The 23,572-nt window shown below is 69.6% G+C and carries 15 protein-coding genes; 8 read left to right on the top strand and 7 right to left on the bottom strand.

The annotated features are described in order from the left end of the window. Positions 1-42: 42 nt before the first annotated feature. The 3 genes from DBV35_RS03080 to DBV35_RS03070 all read right to left on the bottom strand — a co-directional run bounded on the left by DBV35_RS03080 (position 43) and on the right by DBV35_RS03070 (position 2,604). Positions 43-771 carry an SDR family oxidoreductase gene (locus tag DBV35_RS03080; protein ID WP_205648451.1) on the bottom strand — a complete coding sequence of 243 codons (729 nt, stop codon included), beginning with the start codon at positions 769-771 and terminating at the stop codon, positions 43-45. Further along, entirely contained in the window at positions 771-1,664 is an 894-nt protein-coding gene (locus tag DBV35_RS03075) for an NAD(P)-dependent oxidoreductase (protein ID WP_108658768.1), read from the bottom strand. The genes DBV35_RS03080 and DBV35_RS03075 overlap by 1 nt, the downstream gene beginning before the upstream one ends. Before the next feature lie 289 nt (positions 1,665-1,953). Beyond that, on the bottom strand, positions 1,954-2,604 hold the full coding sequence (locus tag DBV35_RS03070; RefSeq protein WP_205648450.1) for a glutathione S-transferase family protein: 651 nt from the start codon (positions 2,602-2,604) through the stop codon (positions 1,954-1,956). Between the two features lie 207 nt (positions 2,605-2,811). Here DBV35_RS03070 and DBV35_RS03065 point away from each other — a divergent pair, with 207 nt between their 5' ends. Next, entirely contained in the window at positions 2,812-4,182 is a 1,371-nt protein-coding gene (locus DBV35_RS03065) for a DUF2254 domain-containing protein (protein ID WP_157961551.1), read from the top strand. 10 nt (positions 4,183-4,192) lie between these two features. On the opposite strand, the gene DBV35_RS03060 is transcribed toward DBV35_RS03065, so the two are convergent. The 3 genes from DBV35_RS03060 to DBV35_RS03050 all read right to left on the bottom strand — a co-directional run bounded on the left by DBV35_RS03060 (position 4,193) and on the right by DBV35_RS03050 (position 8,545). Next, a complete protein-coding gene (locus tag DBV35_RS03060) occupies positions 4,193-5,851 on the bottom strand; it encodes a PilZ domain-containing protein (protein WP_157961550.1) in 1,659 nt (552 codons plus the stop codon). A 193-nt stretch (positions 5,852-6,044) separates the two neighbouring features. Then, positions 6,045-6,848 carry a polysaccharide biosynthesis/export family protein gene (locus tag DBV35_RS03055; protein WP_108658764.1) on the bottom strand — a complete coding sequence of 268 codons (804 nt, stop codon included), beginning with the start codon at positions 6,846-6,848 and terminating at the stop codon, positions 6,045-6,047. A 98-nt stretch (positions 6,849-6,946) separates the two neighbouring features. Next, complete coding sequence (locus tag DBV35_RS03050) at positions 6,947-8,545, bottom strand: undecaprenyl-phosphate glucose phosphotransferase (protein WP_108658763.1); 1,599 nt, start codon at positions 8,543-8,545, stop codon at positions 6,947-6,949. A 659-nt stretch (positions 8,546-9,204) separates the two neighbouring features. Here DBV35_RS03050 and DBV35_RS03045 point away from each other — a divergent pair. The 5 genes from DBV35_RS03045 to DBV35_RS03025 all read left to right on the top strand — a co-directional run bounded on the left by DBV35_RS03045 (position 9,205) and on the right by DBV35_RS03025 (position 16,619). Beyond that, a complete protein-coding gene (locus tag DBV35_RS03045; RefSeq protein WP_108658762.1) occupies positions 9,205-11,256 on the top strand; it encodes a GumC family protein in 2,052 nt (683 codons plus the stop codon). Between the two features lie 92 nt (positions 11,257-11,348). Next, positions 11,349-13,601 (top strand): penicillin acylase family protein, encoded by a 2,253-nt coding sequence (locus DBV35_RS03040; protein WP_108658761.1) that lies wholly within the window; start codon positions 11,349-11,351, stop codon positions 13,599-13,601. After that, entirely contained in the window at positions 13,594-15,135 is a 1,542-nt protein-coding gene (locus tag DBV35_RS03035; protein ID WP_108658760.1) for a GH3 family acyl-acid amido synthetase, read from the top strand. The genes DBV35_RS03040 and DBV35_RS03035 overlap by 8 nt, the downstream gene beginning before the upstream one ends. Before the next feature lie 74 nt (positions 15,136-15,209). Continuing rightward, entirely contained in the window at positions 15,210-16,100 is an 891-nt protein-coding gene (locus tag DBV35_RS03030) for a dienelactone hydrolase family protein (protein WP_108658759.1), read from the top strand. A 72-nt stretch (positions 16,101-16,172) separates the two neighbouring features. Beyond that, on the top strand, positions 16,173-16,619 hold the full coding sequence (locus DBV35_RS03025; protein WP_108658758.1) for an acyl-CoA thioesterase: 447 nt from the start codon (positions 16,173-16,175) through the stop codon (positions 16,617-16,619). A gap of 170 nt (positions 16,620-16,789) precedes the next feature. Here the strand turns inward: DBV35_RS03025 and bcsN are convergent, their stop codons facing one another. Then, the gene (gene bcsN / locus DBV35_RS03020; protein WP_170134866.1) at positions 16,790-17,746 is read right to left on the bottom strand and encodes a cellulose biosynthesis protein BcsN; all 957 of its coding nucleotides are present in this window, start codon (positions 17,744-17,746) and stop codon (positions 16,790-16,792) included. 612 nt (positions 17,747-18,358) lie between these two features. On the opposite strand from bcsN, the gene bcsA reads away from it, so the two are divergent. Both bcsA and DBV35_RS03010 read left to right on the top strand, forming a co-directional pair. Then, complete coding sequence (gene bcsA, locus DBV35_RS03015; RefSeq protein ID WP_108658756.1) at positions 18,359-20,680, top strand: UDP-forming cellulose synthase catalytic subunit; 2,322 nt, start codon at positions 18,359-18,361, stop codon at positions 20,678-20,680. Positions 20,681-20,691: 11 nt separating this feature from the next. Next, complete coding sequence (locus tag DBV35_RS03010) at positions 20,692-23,511, top strand: cellulose biosynthesis cyclic di-GMP-binding regulatory protein BcsB (RefSeq protein ID WP_157961549.1); 2,820 nt, start codon at positions 20,692-20,694, stop codon at positions 23,509-23,511. The last annotated feature ends 61 nt before the right edge of the window (positions 23,512-23,572 follow it).

Here is a 23,572-nt window from a genome sequence, read left to right as displayed (position 1 = left end):
AAGGCGGGCGCCGTCGCCCGCGTTCGTCCCCAATGGATCTGACTAGGCTGCCGTCCAGCCGCCGTCGATGACAAAGGCTTGTCCGGTGACGAAGGCCGACTCGTCGGACGCGAGATAGAGCGCCATCATCGCGATCTCCTCCGCACTCGCAATGCGGCCCATCGGCTGGCGGGCGATGAACGACTTCATCGCGCCCTCATAGTCGCCGGTGGCGCGCAGCCGGTCGTGCAGCGAAGGCGAATCGACCGTGCCGGGGCAGATCGCGTTGCAGCGGACGCCCTTCGTCACGTAGTCGACCGCGACCGACTTGGTGAGACCGAGAATGCCGGCCTTCGAGGCGCCGTAGACGCACCGGTTCGGCACGCCGATGATCGACGAGGCGGCGGAGGCGATGTTCACGATGGACCCGCCCCCGCGCTCGATCATACCGGGGATCGCCGCGCGCATCAGGCGGAACATCGCCTTCACGTTCAGCTCGAACGCGAAGTCGAAATCCTCGTCGCTCGCCTCGGTGATCGCCCCGTTGTGGACGATGCCGGCGCAGTTGAAGAGGATGTCGGGCTCGGTGCGCGCGACCGCCGCCTCGACCGCGCCGCGGTCCAGCACGTCGAGCCCGAAGGTGATGACGCCTTCGGGCAGGCCCTTCAGCCCATCCTCGTTCACATCGGTCGCGAAGACCGTGGCCCCCTCACGGGCGAACGCCTCAACGGTGGCCCGCCCGATCCCCTGCGCCGATGCCGTGCACAGCGCGCGTTTTCCAGAAAGCCGCATCAACGGTCCTTAAAGAGTTCAACGAAGAAATCGACCATCTGGGGCACCATCTTGTCCCCGTGGCCGGTCGCCTTGGCGACTCCGAGCGACTGCTTGGCCCCGATCGACATCAGGCTCGGAACGCCCAGATTGTCGGCCATGGCCGAATAGTAGCCAAGATCTTTCTTGGCGTTCGCGACCGAAAAGGCGAGGAGGTTCGGGTTCCCGTCGATCGCGTAGCCCTTCACGAAATCCATCATGCCGGAGCGGAGCGGACCGGCCGACATCACGTCGTAGAGCTTGTCGCGCGGGATGCCGGCGCAATCGGCCATCGCGAACGCCTCGGCCATGCCGCACGCGGTCGTCATCGCGAAGAAATTGTTGATCAGCTTCAGCGTGTGGCCGGCCGCGAGCGGGCCGACATGGAAGACGTTCTCGCCGAGATCCTTCAGCACCGGCTCGATGCGGGCGAAATCGGCCTCGGTGCCGCCGGCCATGATGTTGAGCTTGCCGTCCTTCGCGTGGGAGGGCGTGCGGCCGAGCGGGGCGTCCATGTAGCGCCCGCCCGCCGCCTCGACGGCCGCGGCGAGCATCTTCGTCGAGCCCGGCAGCGAGGTGCCGAAATCGATGACCAGCGCGCCCTTCTTCAGCCCCGCGATCACGCCGTCCGGCCCGAGCATGCGCGCCTCAACGGAGGCGGACGTGTCCATGCACATCATCACGATGTCGCTCGCCGCCGCGATGTCGGCCGCACGCTTGACCTCGGTCGCGCCGCGCTGGACCGCCGCGTCCACCCCGGTCCGGTTCCGGTTCGCGATGACCGTCATGGGGTAGCCGAGCGACTGCAGCCGCTCCACCATGGCCGATCCCATGAGGCCGAGCCCGATGAATCCGATGGCCGGTCTGTTCGACATGCTTCCTCCCTTGGGTCTGTCGCCCAATCGCGAGCGCTCGCCGGGTGTCGCCCCCGAAACGGCCCTCTTGCCACGATTTTGCGCGCGCGGAACCCGTCCGGTCCGACGCGGCGCAACTCGGGGTGAATGGGTGGCACAGCACGTCTCGATAAACAATCGCCGGGGCCCCCACTTCCGCCCCTTCGACGCAAGAAGTGGATCGATTGAGAGACAATCGGCAAAATGATGCCGGTTCGTGGCGAACGTCGGGAATGGCGGCGCGGGACGGAGGGTCCCGCGCCGCGTGCGCTCAGTCGGTGACGCGCAGGCTCGAGAAGTCGACCTTGACGTGCTCGTTATAGGCCGGGCGGGTCGACAGGCGCGCATAGTAGGCGGCGACGCCCGGAAGGTCCGGCCGGTCGATCTCCATCTCGTGGTAGCGATAGAGGGTGTGGCCGAAATTGATGTCGGCGATCGAGAGGGTGTCGCCGGCGAGGAAGTCGCGCGTCTCCAGCACCGCGTTCGCCTTGGCGAGGGCGCCGTAGGCTTCCTTCTTGGCCGCCGCGATCTTGTTCGCGTCGTGCTCGGACGGGCGCGTGCGCACCACCGCCCAGAAGAGCGCGGTGACCGGCCGCTGCACGTAGATGCTCGACCATTCGGCCCACATGTCGGCCGCGCCGCTCGCGGCGGGCTCGGCCGGCCACAGGCGGCGCGAGGGGTCGAGGCTCGCGAGGTGGCGCACGATGGCGTTCGATTCCCACATCACGTAGCCGTCCATCTCGATGGTCGGGATCACGCCGTGCGGGTTCATGGCGCGATATTCGGGGGTGTCGAGCCCGCCATATTTCCCGCCGACATCGATCCGCTTGTGGGCAAGCCCCAGCTCCCCGATCGTCCACATCACCTTCTGCACGTTGGACGAGGTCGCCCGGCCCCACACGGTGATCATGTCGCTATCCAATTTCAGCCTCCCCAGGATGCGGTTGGTTGCGACACTTGTAGCCCGAACCGGGCCGCGATTGCGCCGGGTGATGGAGAATTGATGCGTTGCCCCGATGTCGTCCCGCGCGGCCACGGGTTCGGGCACGATTTCACGCCGCGGACGCTGGTGCGCGCGGAAAGCGCCCTATTTCGTTCAGGGAGAACAATCGGAAGGAAGGACGGGCGGTTGCGAACCCTCTTTATCGAAAGCGCGCTCGCCTTGCGCCAGAGCTACTGGTTCTGGCCGTCGGTGCTGACCGCACTCGCGCTGGTCGCGGGGTTCACCCTGCCCATCGTCGACGTCCGCCTCGGCACCGGCTGGATGGACGCGGTCGGCTTCCTGCGCCCGATGCAGGTGGACGGGGCGCGCGGGATCCTGACGACGCTCGCCTCGGCCGTCCTCGGCGTCGCGGGCGTGTCCTTCTCCATCACCATGGTCGCGGTGACCTTCGCGAGCGGCAATTACGGGCCGCGCCTCATCGGCAACTTCATGCGCGACCGCACCAACCAGGTGGTTCTGGGGATCTTCCTCGCGACCTTCGTCTATTGCATCGCCGTCCTCAGCACGATCCACGCCGAGAGCGGGGTGGACGACGACATCATCGCCGCCTTCGTGCCGCAGATCTCGATCCTCGTCGCGATGATGCTGACGCTCGCCTCGGTCGGGGCGCTGATCGTCTACATCCACCACGTGCCCGAATCGATCAACATCATGAACCTCGTCGCCAAGATCGGCGCGGAGTTGGAGGCGGCCGTGGTCGCCACCGCGTTGGCGCAGGCAAAGCGCGACGAGGACGCCGCCGAGCCCGACATCGCGCCCTGGCACACCCACAGCGCCGCGATCGGCGACAGCGCCGCGTCCATCGCGAGCGGCCGGACCGGCTACATCCAGTGGGTGGATCTCGACACGCTGACCGCGAAGGCGCGCGAGGCGAAGGGGCAGGTCGTCCTCGTGCGCACGCCCGGCGACTTCGTGGTCGAGGGCGAGACCATCATGACCGCCCGCCCCGCCTCCCATTTCGACGAGGCGTGCCGCGAGGCGCTCGGCCGCGCCGTCACCTTCGGCACCAACCGGACCGAATTGCAGGACGTCCTCTTCCTGTCGGACGAGCTCGTCGAGGTGCTGGAGCGGGCACTCTCGCCGGGGGTGAACGACCCGAACACGGCGATGCTGTGCCTCGACTGGCTGCGCGCGGGGCTCTCGGCCTTCGCCCGGCAGGGGGAGACGGCGGACGTCTCGCCCCTCTCCGCGGTGCTCTATACGCGCGTCTCGTTCGAGACGATGCTCGCCCGCTCGCTGTCGCAGATGCGCCAGTATATCGCCGCCGACCGCAACGTCACGGTCCACGCGATCGCGATGCTCGCCGACCTCGCCGACGATGTGCATGGCGCGAAGCGCCTCCAGGCGATCGACCACGAGGCCGAGACGCTGGCGATGTCCGCGCAGGAGCGGCTCGACGAGAGCGCGGCGCGGCAGGATGTCGAGACGGCCCTCGCCAACTATCGCGCGCGGCGCGAGCGGCGGCTCGCCGGGATAACGGCCCCGACCACGCCGTGAGCCGCGCGGCTCAGGGCTCGGCGGGGCGGACGGTGACGATCGCCGGATCGCCCGCGAGCGCGGCCGGGATGGGCGGCATCGTCTTGATGCGGGCGTAGACCGAGCCGGGGTCGGCGGTGAAGATCGGCGCCGGCAGGCCGATGAAGGATTGCGGGTCGGCAAGCTGGCCGACGCGCTCCACGACGCCCTGATATTGCTCGCCCGAATAGGGCAGGTCCACGATGACATGCGCGCCACGGCTCGGCGCGGCGCCGCGCCGGAAGAGGGCCTGGACGTGGCCCTGCGCGTCGCGCGGATAGAGCAGACCGACGGTCTGCCCCCGCACCGTCCGTTCGCCCGGATCGGCGAGGATGCGGGCAAGGACGCAGTCGCACGGGCTCACGATCGCGCGCCGCTCGCCGCCCGCGTCGGTCGCGACGACGACCACCTGCGCCCCGCGCGCGACCTCCTGCCCCGGCGCCACCGCCCATTCGAGGATGAGGCCCGCATCGTCGGTCCAGAGCGCGACGCGCTCCACCGCGACGGCCGCGTGCTCGGCCCGCGCCGCGCCCTGCGTCACGGCCGGCGCGTCGGCCGTGCGCCGCGCCTTCTCGGCCGACATGGTGAGGATCGCGACACCCGCGACGAGCGCGATGATGGCGAGGTTGAAGGGGAGCGACATCAGCGCGGCGAGCGGGCTGAAGCCGCGCCCGCGCCGCACCTTCCGCTTCGCGCGCTTGGGCTCTGGCACACCCTCCGCCTTCGGCAGGGGCGCGGTGAAGGGCTTGCCGTGGAGGCTCGCATTGGTGAGCGTGCGCAGGACCTGGCGCTGGTCCTCCGTCGGGTTGACGAAGCGCCAGCCGGTCCGGTCGGACGAGCGGTTCGCGACCTCGCCCTCGACGTCCATGTTCACGGCATAGTCGCCGAGATCGATCTCGATCTCGAGCATCCGCACGTCGCCGATCCGGTAGAGGTGGCCCTCGGAGCGGATCGCGATGCCGCCGCTCGACCAGTCGACGAGCGGGAAGAGGCGCTCCTCGATGATGACGGTGCCGCCGCCCTCGATGCGCTGGGCGGTGCGCTTGCGCGCGCCGACATCGAGGCCGCTGGGGTTCGCCCCGCGCGGTGTGCGCTCGGTCCGGTCCGGCCGGCGCGGCAGGCGCGGGGTGCGCGCCTCCAGCGTCGCGGCGCGCCGGGTCGGGGCGGCGATGATGGGGCGGTCGTCCTCGGCCGCCGGCGCGGGGCGCACCGGGGCCGGCGGCTCCACGGGGGCGGGCAGCATGACGTCGCTCACCCGCGGTTCGGCGGGCGCCGCGTCCTCGACCGGCGGCGCGGGCTCGGCGGCGGCCAGCGCGGGTTCGGGCTCTGGCTCTGGGACAGGCTCCGGCTCGGGCTCCGGTTCGCGGACCGCGGTGGCGGGCTCGGCGGCAGGGGGCCTCTCGGCAAGCGGAGGCTCGCCGGGCTCGGGCTCGGGCGCGGGCGGCGCGGGGGCCGGCTCGGCGCGCGCCTTCGGCGGCGCGGTCTCCGGCATCGCGACATTGTCGAGCGAGACACTCCAGCCGCCATAGCCGTACGCGAAGGGTTCGACGCTCTCGCCACCCGCCGTGACGGCGGGATCCGCGGTTGGTGCAGGCGTGTCGCCGCGCGCGCGCCGGCGGCGCAGGCGCGCACCCACTGTGCTCTCGGTCAAAACCTCATCGCCCGCTCGGCGCGGTCCCTCGTGTCGTGATGGCCAATATGGGTCGCAACCGCGCGCTTGTCAGGCCCGCCCTGCCTCGGGACGGGCGGACACCCTCACGATTTGCCGCAACCCGTGACAGCTATGCGTCAGCCGAGAACGGTTGGCAAATCAAGGTCATCGCGGTGGCTCCGCGGGAGGGGCACTACTTGCCCGCGTCGAAGAGCACGTAGCTGAAGTTGTGGTTGAAGGGCACCACACCCTCGATGTACTGCTGGATGAAGAGGTTGATCCGCGCGATCTGGCTCTTCGGCACCACGACGATGTCGAACGGCTTCAGGAGCGTGTTCTCCGTCGGCGTGCCGTCCTTCGCGAAGGAATTGAGGTCCAGGAAGCGCATCATCGGCAGGTCGTTCGGCCCGCGCCGGATGAGGATGACGTTCTTCGGCTCGCCCGTGTCCTTGATGCCGCCCGCCTCGTACACCGCCTCGAGCGCGCCCGTCGGCCCGCGCAGCGGATAGGCGCCCGGCTTGTCCACCTCGCCCCCCACGAAGACCTGGCGGCTGCCGAAGCTCGTCGGCACGACGCCCACCTCCGGGAAGCGCAGATAGCGCGCGTAGCGGGACTTGAGGTCGGCCGCGAGCGCGTCGGGCGTGCGCCCCGCCGCCGCCACCTTGCCGACGAGACCGACATAGATGTTGCCGTCCGGCGCGACGGTCGTCGTTACGTCCTCGTCGTCGTAGAAGGGGAGCGTGATCTGGAGCTGGTCGCCGACGACGAAGCGCAGCGCCTCCTCGTAGCCTTCGGCCCAGGGCTGGAAGCCGCTCGGGATGGCGGGGGTCGGCACGGTGGCGGGGGCGGCGCAGGCCGGCGCGCAGGCGCCGCGCGCGTCCTCGGGGGCCTTGTAGACCGGGCAGGCGCCGGACGCGGGCGCGCACGGCGCCTCGACCGGCTGCGTGGCGCACGCCGACAGGACGAACAAGACAGCCAGGACGGCCAGACGCAGCATGACACTCCCAAGCGAGCCACGGGCTCACCTTCGGGGGGTCATGGTTAGCGAGGCGTTAACGGTTAGGAGAGACTTAACAGATCGCTGTGGAGAGCGGATCAGTAGGCGTTTTCCGACCTCATCACGAGCGAGAGCGGCGTGATGGCGAGGATGTAGAGGTCGAACCAGAAGTTCCAGTGCTCGATATATTCGATGTCGTAGCGCACGCGCACGAGGAGCTTGCGGTTGGTGTCGGTCTCGCCGCGCCAGCCGTTGACCTGCGCCCAGCCCGTGATCCCCGGCTTCACGCGATAACGGCGCATATAGTCGGCGACCGCCTCCTCGAAGGGCTTGCCCTCCGCCTTGGTGCCGAGCGCGTGCGGGCGCGGGCCGACGAGGCTCATGTCGCCGTTGAGGACGTTGAAGAGCTGGGGCAGCTCGTCGATCGAGGTGCGGCGCAGGAACTTGCCGACACGGGTGACGCGCGGGTCGTCCTTCGTCGCCTGGGCCGCGCCCTGGAAGTCGGCCATGTCGGTCCGCATGGAGCGGAATTTGTAGATTGTGAAGATGCCGCCATTCCAGCCGCGCCTTGGCTGGCGGAAGAAGACCGGGCCCTTGGAATCGAGCTTGATCGCGATCGCCACCGCGATGAGGAGCGGCGAGATGAGGAGGAGCAGGATCCCCGCGATCACCCGGTCCTCGATGAATTTCGCGACGCCCGCCCACCCCTCGATCGGCACTTCCATCGCACGCAGCATCGGCGCGCCGCCGATCACCTCGAACGGGCGGTCGAAGAAGCGCCACATCGCAAGGTCCGGCGCGAAGAGGACCGCGACGGAGAAGCGCGACAGGCGGTTCATGATCTGGGTGAGACGGTCGACGGCGCTGAGCGGCAGCGCGACGATCACTTCGTCGATGAGCCCGCGCTCCACCGCCTCCTCCAGCTCGGCGAGGCCGCCGCGCCGCTCATATCCCTCGATCGTGCCGGGGACGCGCTGGAAGCGGTCGTCATAGAAGCCGACGAGCGTATAGTTGGCGTCGTCGCTCGCCTTCAGATGCTCGATGACCGCGACGCCCTGCGCGTCGCCGCCATAGATCGCGACGCGGCGCTGGAGATGGCCGTGGCTCATCGCAACGCGCACGATCGCGCACACGATCGCCCGGTAGGCGAGAAGCGCGGCGGTCGCGGCGGCGAACCACATCAGCAGCCATTCGCGCGAATAATCGGCGCCGAGGCGGAAGGCGAAGGTCATCGCCGTGACGAAGACGAAGGTGAACAGGATCGACCGGCCGAGACGGCGCAGGAGCCGCGGCGTCATCTTGTGCGCCGGGATCCGGTAGACCTTGCTGTGGGCGAGGAAGCGCGAGAACACGAACGCGCTCATGGCGACGATCGCGAGGTTGGCGAGCGTGTTCGCGCCGCCGCCCACGATGAGCTGCGAGACGATGACGCCGCTGATGAAGAAGAAGAAGACGTCGCCTACGCCGAGCGCGCGGTCGATATTGCGGAGATCGAGATAGTCGGGCCGGGCGGCGACGAGGGGGGCGGGCTCGGCGGGCTTATGCGCCGGCGCGGCCGCCGCCAACGGCACGTATTCCGGCACGTTTGCGTGCGCATCGGACGTTGCGACGAGCACCGGCTCGGGCGCGACGACGCCGCCAGCAGGCACCGCCTGGCTGGTCTCGTCGCGCTGCGCTTGCCGTTCCCCGCCTGTCATCGCCGTTTCAGCACTCGCTTCGATGGTCCCATTCGAGAGCAAAAATGCAGCATCGGTCTGCTGGTCCGGCTTTGCCCCGCGGCGATCGCGCCGGACGGCCCCGCCATGGCACCCGCTCCCATGCAAGCATTCAGTATAGGCGCTGTCTATCAGATGCGTCCCAAGATGCCGCCTTGCATCAGGTAACAGCGCCGTGATCGTTCGACAATGGAAACAATCGACAAGTTTCGCGGATAGAACTGAAATCTGCTCCACCTTGCGTCGATAGGCACACCCTGGCCCAGTCGACGCCGATGAGACCGGCGTACACGCACGGGAACGCGAGCGGCAGCGTTGCCGCTATCCAAGGTGGTACCCGCGTCAATGTGAACCGCATCGCTCTCGCGGGGCTTGCGGGGCGATCGCCCGCCAATCCTGTGTACCCGCGCGGCCGATCGGTGGTCTCGCCCCCCGCCGCCGCGTAGATATAGAGTTGAAGACGCACGTGTTCTTGTCGGCAGTCGGTTCGGGATTCGCTGCCATCGTCGATCGCATCGCGCCGTGCTTGTGACCGCGGCGCCCTGCGCCACGCTGTTCGGGGAGGCCCCACTGGCCGACAATCGCGGCTCCCGACCGTCAGGGTCGTTCTCGGCCGCGGCGCCGCGGGGTGCGCCGCCGCGATGAGCACGCACGCCCTGAGCGAGGACAGCGCCGCCTCCCGGCCGACCGGCCCGCCCGAGACCGACCTCGCGAACCCGCTCAACCCGCTGCTGTGGCTGATCGGCGCGCTCTGGCAATATCGCTGGCTCGTGATGACGATCGTCATCGTCGGAGTCGCCGCCGCCGCCTTCCTCGCGATGCGCCTGCCGAATTCCTACACCGCCGGCGGCCTTCTCGAGATCAACCCGCGCCCCTCGACCCTTCTGGAGGATTCGCGCGACACCCAATATGTCCCGCCCGAGACGCTGACCGAGACCGAGGTCCAGGTCATCACCTCCTACAACGTGCTGTCGCGCGTGGTGGACATGCTCGACCTCGAATATTCGAGCGCGAACCCCCTCCTCGCACAGGGGCGCGAGGGGCCCGCGATGTCGCGCGACGCCGCGCGCAACACGATCATCTCCGAGCTGCGGAGCGGGCTGACGGTCCGCCCGACCGGCCGCTCCTTCATCGTGGACGTGCGCTTCGAATCGGGCGAGCCCGCCTTCGCCGCCGAGGTCGTGAACGCGGTGATGGCCTCCTATCTCGGCGTGGAGGTGAGCGAATTGCGCAACCGCGCGCGCGACGCGATCACCGCCCTCTCCGACCGGCTCGACGCGCTGCGCAGCGACCTCGACGAGCGCGAGCGCGCGGTCCAGACCTTCCGCAGCACCAACCGCATCACCGAGGGGGCGGGGACGACGATCCTCGAGGAGCAGCTCGCGCGGCTGAACGAGGAGCTGATCCGCGCCCAGTCCGCCCTCGCCATGGCGAGCGCTCTCTCCCGCCAGCGCACCATCGCGGAGACGGCCCTGCCGCAGGTGGTGAACTCGCCGCTGATCCAGACGCTGCGCGCCCAGGCGGCCGAGCAGGAGCGGCTCGTCTCCGAGCTCTCCGCCCTCTACCAGCCGAGACACCCGAAGCTCATCCAGGCGCAGGATGCGCTCGCCGCGATCCGCACGACCATCACCGAAGAGACGGCGAAGATCGCCGCCTCCCTCGGCACCAGCGAGGAGGTGGAGGCCGAGCGGGTCGACGCGCTCGCCGCCGAGGTGGAGCGGCTGCGCGACCAGCTGAACCAGCAGCGCGCGGCAGAGATCGAGCTGCGGCGGCTGGAGCGGGAGGTGGAGGCCTCCCGCCGCGTCTACGAGGCCTTCCTCAACCGCTTCAACGAGGTGCAGGGCACCGCCGGGCTGGAGCGGCCGAACGGGCGCATCATCGCCGCCGCCGTCCCGCCGACGCGTCCGTCGGGGCCGAACCGGATGATCGTCGTCGCGGGCGGCGGGATCCTGTCGGGCGCGGCGGCCTTCGCCCTCGTCATCGGCCTTGCCCTCCTCGATTCGCGCATCCGGTCGAGCGCGGACGTCTCGCGCGCCTCGGGCCTCACGCCGGTCGCGGTGGTGCCGCCGGTGCCGCGCGGGCGGGCGCTCCGCTCGCGTCGCCGCAACGCCGCCTTCGCCGAGGCGATCACCCGGCTGCGCGCCGCGATCATTCTCGGCAGCGGGGTCGACGGGCCGATCATCGTCGCCTTCACAGCCGCCGACCCCGCCACCGGCCATTCGAGCCTCGCCGACGCGCTCGGCCAGGCGTGCGCGGTCGCGGGCGATGCGACCGTGGTGGTCGACGCCAATGTCGAGCGCCCGTCGACGCATGCGAGCCTCGGCGGCGCCAACGAGTTCGGCCTCACCGAGATCCTCTCCCAGAAGGGCGACGTGGAGGGGGCGCTACAGCTCGACCCGACGACGTCGATGATGTTCATCGCGCCCGGCAATTTGAACGACCCGTCCCTGATGCGCGCGCCGGCGGCGGCCGCCCTCCTCGACCGGCTCTATCAGCGCTTCGACGTCATCATCCTCAACCTCCCCCCGCTCCTCGACGTGCCGGAGGCGCAGGGGCTCGCGAGCGAGGCGGACGTGACGGCGATCGTCGCCCGCTCGGGCGTCTCAGACCGGGCGAACCTTTCCGAGCTCGTCTCGATGCTGAATTTCGCCGGACGCGGCCAGCGTGTCGCAACGGTGTTGATCCGCCGCTGACGCCGCGCCACTTGCGATTGAGGGACGCCGCGCGGCGGGGGGAAGGCGTCCCGCGTGGAACCGTCCCGCTTTCTCCCCGTTGGTCGCAGGTCATGGCTCGATTCAATCCTTCCGCGCTTCGCCGCCGCAGCCGCCAGGCCTTCGGGCTCGCCGGGCTTGCCGGCTCGGTCCTCCGCCGCTCCGTCGGCCGCCGCTTTCCCGAGCTTTCGGCCGAGGAGAGGTTGCGCATGATGCCGCAGCGCGCGCCCCTCGCCGCGCCGCTCACGATCCGCTGGAACGACCAGCACATCCCCTTCGTCGAGGCGACGACGGACGCGGACGGCGCGGTCGGGCTCGGCATCGTCCACGGGCATCTGCGGCTCGCGCAGATGGAGCTGATGCGCCGCGTCGCCTACGGGCGCCTCTCGGAGGTCGCGGGCGACGCCGCGCTCGAGGTCGACACGCTGCTGCGCCTTGTCGATTTCCCGCGCGCGAGCGCCGAGTCCCTCGCCCTCCTTCCGCCCGACACGCGGGCCTGGGCCGACGGGTTCGCGGCCGGGATCAGCGCCGTCGTCGCCGAAGCGCCACTTCCGCCCGAATTCGAGATCCTCGGCGTCGAGCCGGAGCCGTGGACGGTGGAGGACGTCTTCGCCGTCTCGCGCCTCTGCTCGGCCGACTATGCCTGGCGCGTCTGGCGCACGCTCAATCCGCTGCGCCAGCAAGAGGACTGGTCACGCCTCTGGGCCGATCTCGTCGGCGTCGCGGCGGTTGCGGACGAGGACATCCCGATCGGCGCCGACGCGCTCGACGAGGCGCTGCCGACCGCCTTCACCCGCACCGGCTCGAACGCCTACGCGCTCGCCGGGTCGCGCACGAAGTCGGGAAAGCCCCTCCTCGCCTCCGACCCGCACCACATCATCACCTCGCCCAATCTGTGGCTGATCGCGGGGCTGCGCACCCCGTCCGTCTCGGTCTGGGGCCTCATGATCCCGGCCCTGCCGATCTTCGGGGTCGGACGCAACGCGCACGGCACCTGGGGCGGCACCAACCTCCACGCCACCTCGTCCGAGCTGATCGATCTCAGCGACGAGGAGGTCGTGGAGACCGAGGCGAGGATCGGCCTGCGGGGCAACAAGGAGAAGCGCGTCACGCTGCGCCAGTCCGCGCTCGGGCCCGTCATCAGCGACGCGAAGCCCTTCAACATGCCGTCCGACACGGTGGCGCTGCACTGGCTCGGCCACCGCGCGAGCGACGAGTTCACGCCCTTCTACAAGCTGATGCGGGCGCACGACTGGGGCTCGTTCGAGGACGCGATCGACCTTTATTCGCTGCCCGGCCTCAACATGATCTGGGCGGGCGAGGACGGGACGATCGGCAAGATGATCGGTGCGCACGTGCCGCGCCGCCCGCTGGAGACGCCCGTCGACCTCGTGATCAGCAAGGCGGAGGCGCACGCCCAGTGGGCGAACCTCCTGAGCGGCAAGGACCTGCCGCAGACCGTCGACCCCGAATGCGGCTTCGTCGCCTCGGCGAACGAGGAGCCGGAGACCTCGCCCGTCACGATCAGCCTCTTCTATGCGGCCGACCACCGGATCAAGCGCATCGGGACGCTCCTGTCCGCGCGCGACGACTTCACCGCGGAGGACCTGAAGGGCCTGCAGCTCGACGTCTACCACGCCGCCGCCGACGCCCTCGCGCAGGACCTCGCCGCGATCGCCGCGCGGCTCGGCCTCGAAGGGCCGGTGGTCGACGCGCTGAAGGAGTGGGACGGGCAGTATCGCTCCGATTCGCCGGGCGCCCTCGCCTTCGAGCTGATCGCCGAACCGCTGATCGACGAGCTCGAGGCCCTGTCGCCGCACCGGATCGTCAGCCCCTATTGGCGCCCCTTCTCGCGCCTCACCCGCCTCGTCGACGCGGCCCATGCGGACGATCTCGACGCCGCGCTGAAGGCCGCGATCAGCTCCGCCGAAGCGCCGTTCGCGAAGACCGGCACGTGGGGCTCGCTCCACCGGCTCCGCCTCTCCCATCCGCTGGTGCGCATTCCGTGGCTCGGCCCGCGCCTCCCCGTCCTCGACTTCCCGAGCGGCGGCTCGAACGACACGCTCATGAAGTCGATGCACCCCTTCACCCAGAAGGAGCACGCGTCGAATTTCGGCGCGAACGCGCGCTTCGTCGCCGACCTCGCCGATCTCGACGAGACCTATGCCGTCCTCCTCGGCGGGCAGGACGGGTGGCCGGGCTCGCGCACGATGTTCGACCAGGTCGGCCCGTGGCGGCGCGGCGAGCAGATCCGCCTGCCCCTGCGGCCCGAAAGCATCGCCGACGCGTTCCCGCACGTGACGCCGATCGCGCCCGCCCATGCTTGACGCGACCCCGTTCCTGCGCGGCTACGCGCGCCTGCGCCAGCGCCGTCTCGCGCGCCACACCCCGGCCGAGACACAGGAGGCCCAGCTCCTCGCCCTCGTCCACAAGGCGCGCGACACCCGCTTCGGGCGCGATCACGGCTTCGCCTCGATCCACTCGGTCGCCGACTACCAGGCCCGCGTGCCGCTGCGCGCCTTCGAGAATTTCCGCGCCGACTATTTCGACGCGACCTTCCCCGTCCTCAACGATGTGAGCTGGCCGGGCCGCATCCCCTATTTCGCCGTCTCCTCCGGCACGTCGAGCGGGCGCACGAAGCACATCCCCGTCTCGCGCGAGATGCTGCGCTCGAACGCGCGCGCCGGCACGGACATGCTCGGCTATCACGCGCGCCTTCATCCGCATTCCCACATCCTCGGCGGGAAGAGCTTCATGCTCGGCGGGTCCGTCGCGATGGAAGATCTCGGCCACGGGGTGAAGTCGGGCGACCTCTCCGGCATCGCGCGGCTCGAGAATCCGCGCTGGTCGACCCCGTTCGTCTTCCCCTCGATCGAGGAGGCGCTGGAGGCGGACTGGGAGAACAAGATCGACCGGCTCGCCAAGCTCTCCCTCGGCGAGCCGATCCGCTGCATCGCCGGCACGCCGAGCTGGCTGCTCCTCTTCTTCGAGCGCCTCGCCGAGATCACCGGGCGCGGGCACGACGTGAAGGCCTTTTATCCGGGCCTCGACCTGATGGTGTATGGCGGGATGAGCTTCGCCCCCTACCGCGCCGTCTTCGACCAGTGGTTCCCGCGCGGCGGGGTCGACTGGCGCGAGGTCTATTCGGCGAGCGAGGGCTTCATCGCGAGCGGCGACCGCGGCGTCGATGACGGGATGCGCCTCAACCTCGATATCGGCCTCTTCTACGAGTTCGTGCCGATCGAAGAGTGGGAGAAGGACGCGCCGACGCGATACTGGATCGGCAACGCGCCACCCGGCGAATACGGCCTCATCCTGTCCACTTGCGCGGGGCTCTGGTCCTATCGCATCGGTGACGTGGTGACGCTGGAGCCGGGAGCGATCCCCCGCGTGCGCGTGACCGGCCGCACCTCCTACTATCTCAGCGCCTTCGGCGAGCACCTTAGCGGGCGCGAGATCGAATGCGCCGTGATGGCCGGGGCGGAGGCGATCGGCCGCATCGTCTCCGAATACACGGTGACGCCGCTCTATCCGGAAGCCGGCCGCCACGCCGGGCAGCATCAGTTCGTGGTGGAGCTCGACGCGGTCCCCTCGCCGGCCGATTCCACCCGCTTCGCCGACGCCCTCGACGCGACGCTGAAGGCCGGGAACGAGGACTACGAGGTCCATCGCGGCAACGACTACCAGCTGAAGCCGCCCCGCATCGTCTTCGTCCCGCACGGTGGCTTTGCTGACTGGATGCGCGCGCGCGGCAAGCTCGGCGGGCAAAACAAGGTGCCGCGCGTGGTGCTCGCGGACGACCTGAGGGCCGATCTCCTCGGCTTCGCCGCGCGCTACGAGGCGGAAGGGGCCACCGAGTAGGCCGGCGGCCGCGCCTTTTCCCTCGCCCCAAAGCACGCTAGAGCCACCCGTGTCCTGTCCCCTACTGGTGAGCGATGACCGAGCGCCTCGACCGAATCCGCCTGCGATCGGCCAGCCCCCGCGAGGCAACCTCCGGCGCGCGGCCCGACGAGATCGAGGCGGACGTCTATCGCCCCGTCGCGGGCATAGGGGGCCCGGCTGTCGTCATCAGCGAGGGCCTCGTGCGGCCCGATCCCGCGCACGCCGCCCGCTATGGACGGCTCCTCGGCGAGCATGGCTTCACCGTCCTCGTGATCGACAGCGCTGCGGCGCGCGGTCGCGGACGCGCAAGCCGGCCGCTGCGCACCCTCGCGATCTCCGAGATGACGATGGCGGGCGACGCCTACGCCGCCCTCAACTGGATCGCGCACGAGGCAGGGGTGGACCCCGCCCGCATCCACCATATCGGCTTCGGGACGGGCGGGACGGCGGCCGCCCTCACCGCCTACGCGCAGGTCCACGCCCGCTATGCGGCGGAGGGCCGCGCCTTCGCCTCCCACGTCTCGGTCTACGGCCCGCCGATCGTGCGGCTGGAGGATTACCGCACCACCGGCGCCCCGGTCGCCTTCATCACCGGCGAGCGCGACGCGACGATCGACGGCAAGCGGCTCGGCCTCGTGGTCGGCGATCTCGAAAATGGCGGCTCGCGCGTCGCGCGGATCACCATTCCAGCCGCGCGCCATCAGTGGGACGGGACGCCGGGCGCCGCCCGCGCCGCGCGGCTCGACCTCGCGCGCCTCTGCCTCCGGCTCACGCCCGAGAACCGGATGATCGACGAAGCGACCGGGCGCGCCGCCGACGAGGGGGCGGGCCGGCTCGTCGCCATCGCCCGCGCCATTCGCCTCAACGGCCCCCGCATCGAGCCCGACGCGGACGCGACGCGAGAGAGTGATTCGGCGCTCCTGCGCCTCCTCGGCGCGGCGTGAGGATTCGCCAGTCGCGCGCCTCGCGGAGAGTGTGCTTAAGTGGTGGGCAGGTACCACACGCTGGGAGCTTCGATGGCCGCCCGTCTCCCGCCGTCACGGCGCGCCGACTATCCGCTGTGCGAGACCATCGCGAGCCGCTGGGCGGACAATGACGTCTACGGCCACGTCAACAACGCGGCCTACTACACGCTGATCGACAGCGCGGTGAACCGGTACATGATCGTGCGCGCGGGGGTGGATATCCACAGCGGGCCGCTGATCGCGCTGGTGGTCGAGACGGGGTGCCGCTTCCACCACCCCCTCACCTTTCCCCAGCACATCGACATCGCGATGAAGGTCGCCCGGCTCGGCGTGTCGAGCGTGACCTGGCACATCGCCCTCTTCGAATCCCCCGCGGGCGCGCAGTCGCCCGCGGCGGCCGACGCGCACTTCACCCACGTCCTCGTGGATCGCGCGACGCGGCGGCCCGAGCCCTGGCCCGACCCGATGCGCGATGCGCTGACCGCGGCGATGGGTTGAGCCGGAACGAAAGAGACCCCGGAGCGGGAACTCCGGGGCAAGTTTGAGGCAGTGGATGCCAGCCGCATCGGCGATGACGCCTCGACGCGGCTGTCAGGAGTGCGGCCCGACAGGCGGGCCGTGAGTTGCCCCGTCGGCCGGAGCCGGCGGAGCAAACCGAGCCGCGATCGCTAGCGAATGTTGACGACGCGGACGGATGGGCTGGTCGCCGCCGTGGTGGGCGGCAGGACAAGGCGCGGACCCGACGGGGGCGGCGCGACGGACGGCGCACCCGTCGGCGTCGCCGGCAACGGCGCGGGCCGGATCGAGGAGGTCGGCGCCGGCACCGAGTAGACCGGGGTCTGGCGCGTCGGGGCCGGGGGCAGGTTGGAATCCTGCACCGTCGGCTCGGAGAGGTCCGTCGCCTCAGGCCGCGGGACGATCGCGGCGCCCTCCACCGGCTCGTTCAGCACCGTCGGCCGCACCGGGGCGGCGCGGACCGTCCGCGTCGTCGAGCGACGCGGCGCGCGGATCGAGGAGGTGCGCACCTCGCCATAGGAGGTCGGGGCGATGACGGTCGGATCGACCACCTGCTCCGGCAGGATCGTGGTGCCCGGCTCGCCGATGCGCGGATCGGGCTTCGGCGGATCGCCGTACGGGTTCCAGGTGCGGGACATGAAGTAGCCGTTGATCGTCAGACCATAGGCCATCAGGAGGAGCGAACGCGCGTCCGTGTTGTTCTCGCACACGCGAAGGCGCCAGTTGATCGCGCCGCGCTGGAAGGAGAACACCTTCTGGTCCGCCGCGATTCGCTGCCAGGCATAGAGGCAGGTCGCGCCGGAGCGGGAGCGGCCGGTCGCGTAGCTGAACGGGCCGTACCGGTTCTGCACGTAGATGCCCGACACCTCCATGTGGATGCCCGGGAAGCGCTGGGCCATCTCACGCCGGATGTCGGTGAGGTTCATCATGTCGGTCGACAGGGAATCTCGCCCCCCGTCCCGACCCATCGGGCCGAAGGCGCGCACATAGATCACGTTCTGCCCCGACGCCGACGAGCGGTTGTCGAGGATGATGTCTTGGGCGAGCGCGTTGGAGTAGCGGTTCTCGACGACCGCAATCACCGCCGGGCCGCCTGGGGGCGGGGTCATGAATGCTTCGGTAACCGGCACGGAATTGCCCATGGTCGCCGTACGCACACCGCCTGTGTCATAGCCGCACCCGGCGAGCGACGCGGACAACACCACCGCGCCCACCAGCTGCGCCTTTCGCGAATTCAGGAGCATCGCATCCAGCCTCATTTTTGTGCACCGCGGCACAGCCGCGTGCGATCCCCGAATCACCGGGAATCGGTCTCTGTGCGATGAGCATGGACCGACGATCCTTGAGCGTTTGTTAACCTTGATCGCTGTTAACATTAACGAGGTCGTCACGGGGTGCCGCGGCGAAGCGTGTTAGCCTTGTCTTAAAGATCGTCGGGTCCGGCGGTCGAAATGACGGTATGATCGGCCTCGGGTCATTCTGCGGGCGCAGGATCGGGGCCTTCAAGCGCGTGCTCGCGTTGATCCGCGGGCGCGAATTCAGTACTGCCAATTCCTGGCAGCACGATGGGATATCCGGGCAGGCTGCGGTCCCCGGGGAAACTGCATTCTCATGCGGCTCGCGGCGGGTCATGCTGCAAGTGCGTGCGAATCTGATCGATACGCCGTATTATGGCCACAATCGGCCTCGGCGAGGTGTCTGGGTTAACTTAAGGCGGCGCCATGAGATTCCTGGTCTTGCTACTCTGGCTGGCAACGGTTGCGACGATCATTTTCATGGTCACGCAGCCAGTTAGCCTGGATACGCACTTCGTCACCTCGTTGATCATCGTGGTGATCATCGCGCTGTTGAAGATGTTCGACAGGCAAGGCCTCTTCCGCGCCATCGTCCTCGCCTTGGGAACCGCAGTCGTCTTGCGCTATCTCTACTGGCGCACATTCACGACCATCCCGCCGATCTCCGAACTCCAGAACTTCATTCCGGGCGTGCTGCTCTACTTCGCCGAGTTCTACTCGGTGCTGATGCTGTTCCTGTCGCTCTTCGTGACGGCGGACCCGTTCAACCGCCCCCGCCGCACGCTGACCCGCGACGCCCCGCGCCCCACGGTCGACATCTACGTCCCGACGCTGAACGAGAGCCCGCAGCTTCTCGCCACCACCCTCTCGGCGGCCAAGCAGATCGACTATCCGCGCGACCGCCTCAACGTCTTCCTGCTCGACGATGGCGGCACGGACGAGCGCACCGAGAGCGCCGACCCGCGCGTCGCCGCGACCGCCCAGGAGCGCCGGCGCGAGCTACAGCAGCTCGCCCGCGATCTCGGCGTCAACTATCTGACGCGCTCGGCGAACATCAACGCGAAGGCCGGCAACCTCAACAACGGCCTCGCCCACTCGACCGGCGAGTTCGTCGCAGTGTTCGACGCCGACCACGCCCCGACGCGCGACTTCCTGAACGAGACGCTCGGCTACTTCTACGACGACCCGAAGCTCTTCCTCGTCCAGACGCCGCACTTCTTCATCAATCCGGACCCGCTCGAGCACAACCTCGAAACCTGGAACCGCATGCCGTCCGAGAACGAGATGTTCTACGGCGTCATCCAGAAGGGTCTCGACAAGTGGAATGCGAGCTTCTTCTGCGGCTCGGCCGCCGTGCTGCGGCGCAGCGCGCTGGAAGAATCGGGCGGCTTCTCCGGCCGCTCGATCACCGAGGATTGCGAGACCTCGCTCCAGCTCCACAAGGAAGGCTGGAACTCCGCCTTCGTCGACCGCCCGATGATCGCCGGTCTCCAGCCGGAAACGTTCGCGAACTTCATCGGCCAGCGTTCGCGCTGGTGCCAGGGCATGATGCAGATCCTGCTGCTGAAGAACCCGCTCCTGCAGCGCGGCCTCAGCTTCGCGCAGCGCCTCTGCTACCTGTCGTCGATGTTCTACTGGCTGTTTCCGATCGCGCGCATGATCTTCCTGTTCGCGCCGCTCTTCTATCTCTTCTTCGGCCTGTCGATCTTCGACGCGTCGGGCTCCGAATTCGCCGCCTATACGATCACCTACATCCTGGTGAACCTGCTCCTGCAGAACTACCTGTGGAGCCGCGTGCGATGGCCGTTCATCTCCGAGCTCTATGAGACGATCCAGTCGGTCTACCTGATCCGAGCGCTCGCCGCGGTGACGATCAGTCCGACGCGACCGAAATTCCGCGTGACGGCGAAGGGCGAGACGAACCGAACCTCGCGAATCTCCGAGCTCGGCGGCCCGTTCTACGTCATTTTCTTCATCCTCCTCGCGGGCGTCGTCGCCACCATCTACCGCGTCATCATGCAGCCCTACGCGGCCGACATCGCGCTGGTGGTCGGCGGGTGGAACCTCTTCAACATCCTGCTGATGGGCGCGGCGCTCGGCGTCGTCGCCGAGCGGCGGCAGCTCAGAAGTTCGCAGCGCGTCGCGATCGACCGTCCTGCCGAGATCATCTACGGCGACCGCGTCATCCCGGCGAAGATCGACGACGTGTCGATCGCCGGCGCGCGTATTCTCGTGCCCGCGAACGTGCTGCGGCAGATCAAGCCGGGCGAGCAGATCATCATGCGCTTCCAGCCGATGGCCCCGCTTGCCTCGAACGAGCTGCCGCTGACGGTGCGCTCGGTGGTGCGCGACGAGGGCGGTGTCGCCCTCGGCTCCGAGTTCGCGGTGGTGGACCCCCGCCAGTACGAGCTCGTCGCCGACCTCGTCTTCGCGAACTCCGACGAGTGGGTCCGCTTCCAGGCGACGCGACGCAAGGATATCGGCGTCATCCGCGGCGTGGTCGAGTTCATCTCGCTCGCCATCTTCCAGATGGTGCGCGGCCTCTCCTACCTCGTCACCACCGCCGCCCCGCGCCGTCCGGCTCCGAGCCCGGACCGGCCGAACAACGCGCCGCCCTCCCCCGCGCAGCCGCGCCGGACGGGCTTCATCGGCGCCGACCCGAACGCGGTCGTCACCGGCGGCGGCTCCGCGGCCGCCCTCCATGGCGGGGCGAGCTCGCGCCCGACCCACACCCGCCCGGACCGCTGAGGAGCATGGTCATGCGTCGATCCCATCTCCTTGGCGCCACGGCGGCCCTCCTCCTCGGCCTCGGCCTGATCCAGGGCGGGCCGGCGGCAGCGCAGGGCAACCAGCCCTTCAACTTCTCCCTCGGCACCGGCGCCGGCGGCGGTGGCGGCGCCTCGGACCTCCCGGCCACCGCATCGCCCTCGCAGCAGCGGCGCATCGCGGAGGAGGCGGCGAGCCCGGTCTCCCCCGCCGTCCCGCGCACCGGCGCCCCGGCGACTTCGATCCAGACCGCCCGCCCGTTCGACATCAACGAGGACGGTCAGTCTCCGCAGATCGACCTGCCGGAAGAGGAGCAGCAATTCTTCCGCCCCTCGACGACGGTCTCCCCGCTCGCCAACGGCGCCGCCTCGCCCGAGGTCGTCCCCGTCGACGCGATCAGCCAGGAGCAGCGCGGCGAGCTCTTCCGCGTCCTGAAAGAGGACTCCGGCACCGTCCGCGAGCTGCGCGTCAATGTCGATGGCGGCCAGGATTGGGTCGATTCGGTCGTGGAGCGGCCCATCGTCCCCTTCCGCACGCTGCGCCTCAACGGTGAGATCGACTATCGCTCCTGGAGCGTCTTCCTCACCGCGGCCGAGGCCGCGCGCGGCGGCACGCTGTCGATCGCCTTCACCAATTCCGTGCTCGTCCTGCCGGAGGCCTCGCGCCTGCGCGTCTTCCTCAACGGCCGCCAGATCGCCCAGACCGCGATCGACAGCCCGGACCGCACGAAGGTGATCGCGCTCCCGATCTCCACGACGCTCCTGCGTCCGGGCGAGAACGCGCTGCGGATCGAGGCGGACATGCGCCACCGCATCGACTGCTCGATCGACGCCACCTACGAATTGTGGACGCGCATCGACACGCGCCTCACCGGCCTCTCCTTCGAGGGCGGGCGCATCCCGCTCGCGGGCATCTCCGATCTCGGCGCCGTCGGCGTCGGGACCAACGGGGCGACGCGCCTGCGGGTCTACCAGGATGCGCCGAGCAGCCCGACCAATATCGACCGGATGCTGCGCGCCGTGCAGTCCGCCTCGCTGCGCGGCCGCTTCGCCCAGCCCCTCGTCGAGGTGGTGAGCTCGATGGACGGCGCCGTCGCGACGCCAGGCATCCTCAACCTCATGATCGGTCCCTACGACGTCCTCAGCCGCGCGTCCGGCATCGTCCCGCGCGAAGGCGCGGTCGGCCCGGTGACGACCCTCGTCGACGATCCCAATATCGGCCCGACCCTCGTCATCACCGGCCCCAGCGAGCGCGATGTCGACGCGGCCCTTGCCCGCTTCGACGCGCCCGAGCTCGCGAACGCCGCCCAGTCCCCGATCGCGGCGATCCCGCCCTGGCTCGTCGCCGACACGGTCCGCGTCGACGGGGCGCAGACGATCACGCTGCGTGAAGCCGGCGTCGAGACGATCAACTTCTCCGGCCGCCGCTTCCGCACCGACTTCTCGGTCACCCTGCCGCCGGACTTCTACGCCGCCGCCTACGGCGAAGCGCTCCTCCTCCTCGACGCCGCCTATTCGAGCGATGTCGAGCCGGGGAGCCGCCTCGCCGTTGCGGTCAACGGCGTGCTCTCGACCGCGATCAGCTTCACCTCCTCCACCGGCGAGGTGTTCGACGGCTTCCCGATCGTCCTGTCGATGCAGAGCTTCCGGCCGGGCGTGAACAAGATCGAGATCCTGGCGGACCTCCAGACCACCGCGGACCGCGCCTGCCTTCCGGGCGGCACGGTGCCGGCGCGCGACCGGTTCGCCCTCTTCTCGTCGACCCGCCTCGTCTTCCCGAACTTCGCGCGGATCGGCCAGGTGCCGAACCTTGCCTCGTTCGCGACGAACGGCTTCCCGTACCAGCTCTCTACCGACCCGGTGCGCGTCCATGTGGGCGGCTCCTCGCCGGACACGATCGGCGCGGCCGGCACGCTGATCTCCCGCGTCGCCGTCAGCCGCGGCGCCCCCCTCGCGACCAATGTCGTGGAAGAGGTCGCCCCGTTCGGCAATTCGGGCGTGATCGTCATCGGCGCGCTGTCGGACGTGTCGAACCTCGCACTCGAATCGACCGGCGCAGCCCGCGTCATCCCGTCGAACTGGCTCCAGCCCTATGCGGCGGGCACGGTGTCGCCGGGCGCCGGCGGCGGCGAGCCGGCCGGCCTCGAGCGCTATGACGACGTCCTGCGGCGCCTGCGCGAGCAGCTGCGCCAGGAGGAAGTCCGCCTCGACCGCACCGCGACCGCCCCGCAGGAGGCGAACGAGCCGCAGCGCTCGCTCGACCCGCGCAACGAGGCGCAGCGCACTCGTGAGCGCTGGGCCGAGGAGCTCGGCCAGTCGAACATGGTCTCGCGCTGGATCAAGGACACCATGCGCTCGGCCCGCGAGGCAGTGAAGTTCAACCTGAATTTCGGCCAGCGCGAGGACGAGATGCGCTTCGCCGAGCCGGTGATCTCGGAGAACGCCTCGCTCCTGATGGCGCAGTCCGCCGCGCCGGAGAACCGGGACACGGCGTGGACGCTCGTGACGGCGCCCACCCCCGCCCTCCTCTCCACCTCGATGGCGGCGCTCTCCTCGCCTGAGAACTGGAACCGGATCGGCGGGCGCATCACCGCCTATGACCTCGACAACAACGCCGTCCAGGTCGTGCCGGTCGAAAACGTCTCCTATCTCGCGACGCTGCCGCTCTCGTTCGGTAACCTGCGCCTCATCGCGGCGAACTGGTTCTCGATCAACAATGGCATCTATGCCGCGGCGCTGATCCTCGTCGCGGTCTTCCTCGGCATCATCACGTGGCTGTTCGTCACGCCGCTCGGCCGCAGGAACCGCCCCTGAACGGGCAGACCGCATACGCTCCGAACCGCCCGCGCGCCGGGCGGTTCAGGCACGCGCAGCG

Source organism: Acuticoccus kandeliae (assembly GCF_003073115.1).
This window is presented reverse-complemented; position numbering and strand designations above follow the sequence as displayed.

Excerpts from the sequence above, each read along its gene's own strand:
- DBV35_RS03080 (WP_205648451.1), bottom strand. The coding sequence starts at position 771 with ATGCGGCTTTCTGGAAAACGCGCGCTGTGCACGGCATCGGCGCAGGGG.
- DBV35_RS03075 (WP_108658768.1), bottom strand. The coding sequence starts at position 1,664 with ATGTCGAACAGACCGGCCATCGGATTCATCGGGCTCGGCCTCATGGGA.
- DBV35_RS03055 (WP_108658764.1), bottom strand. The coding sequence starts at position 6,848 with ATGCTGCGTCTGGCCGTCCTGGCTGTCTTGTTCGTCCTGTCGGCGTGC.
- DBV35_RS03050 (WP_108658763.1), bottom strand. The coding sequence starts at position 8,545 with ATGACAGGCGGGGAACGGCAAGCGCAGCGCGACGAGACCAGCCAGGCG.
- DBV35_RS03045 (WP_108658762.1), top strand. The coding sequence starts at position 9,205 with ATGAGCACGCACGCCCTGAGCGAGGACAGCGCCGCCTCCCGGCCGACC.
- DBV35_RS03040 (WP_108658761.1), top strand. The coding sequence starts at position 11,349 with ATGGCTCGATTCAATCCTTCCGCGCTTCGCCGCCGCAGCCGCCAGGCC.
- DBV35_RS03035 (WP_108658760.1), top strand. The coding sequence starts at position 13,594 with ATGCTTGACGCGACCCCGTTCCTGCGCGGCTACGCGCGCCTGCGCCAG.
- DBV35_RS03030 (WP_108658759.1), top strand. The coding sequence starts at position 15,210 with ATGACCGAGCGCCTCGACCGAATCCGCCTGCGATCGGCCAGCCCCCGC.
- DBV35_RS03025 (WP_108658758.1), top strand. The coding sequence starts at position 16,173 with ATGGCCGCCCGTCTCCCGCCGTCACGGCGCGCCGACTATCCGCTGTGC.
- bcsN (WP_170134866.1), bottom strand. The coding sequence starts at position 17,746 with ATGACCCCGCCCCCAGGCGGCCCGGCGGTGATTGCGGTCGTCGAGAAC.
- bcsA (WP_108658756.1), top strand. The coding sequence starts at position 18,359 with ATGAGATTCCTGGTCTTGCTACTCTGGCTGGCAACGGTTGCGACGATC.
- DBV35_RS03010 (WP_157961549.1), top strand. The coding sequence starts at position 20,692 with ATGCGTCGATCCCATCTCCTTGGCGCCACGGCGGCCCTCCTCCTCGGC.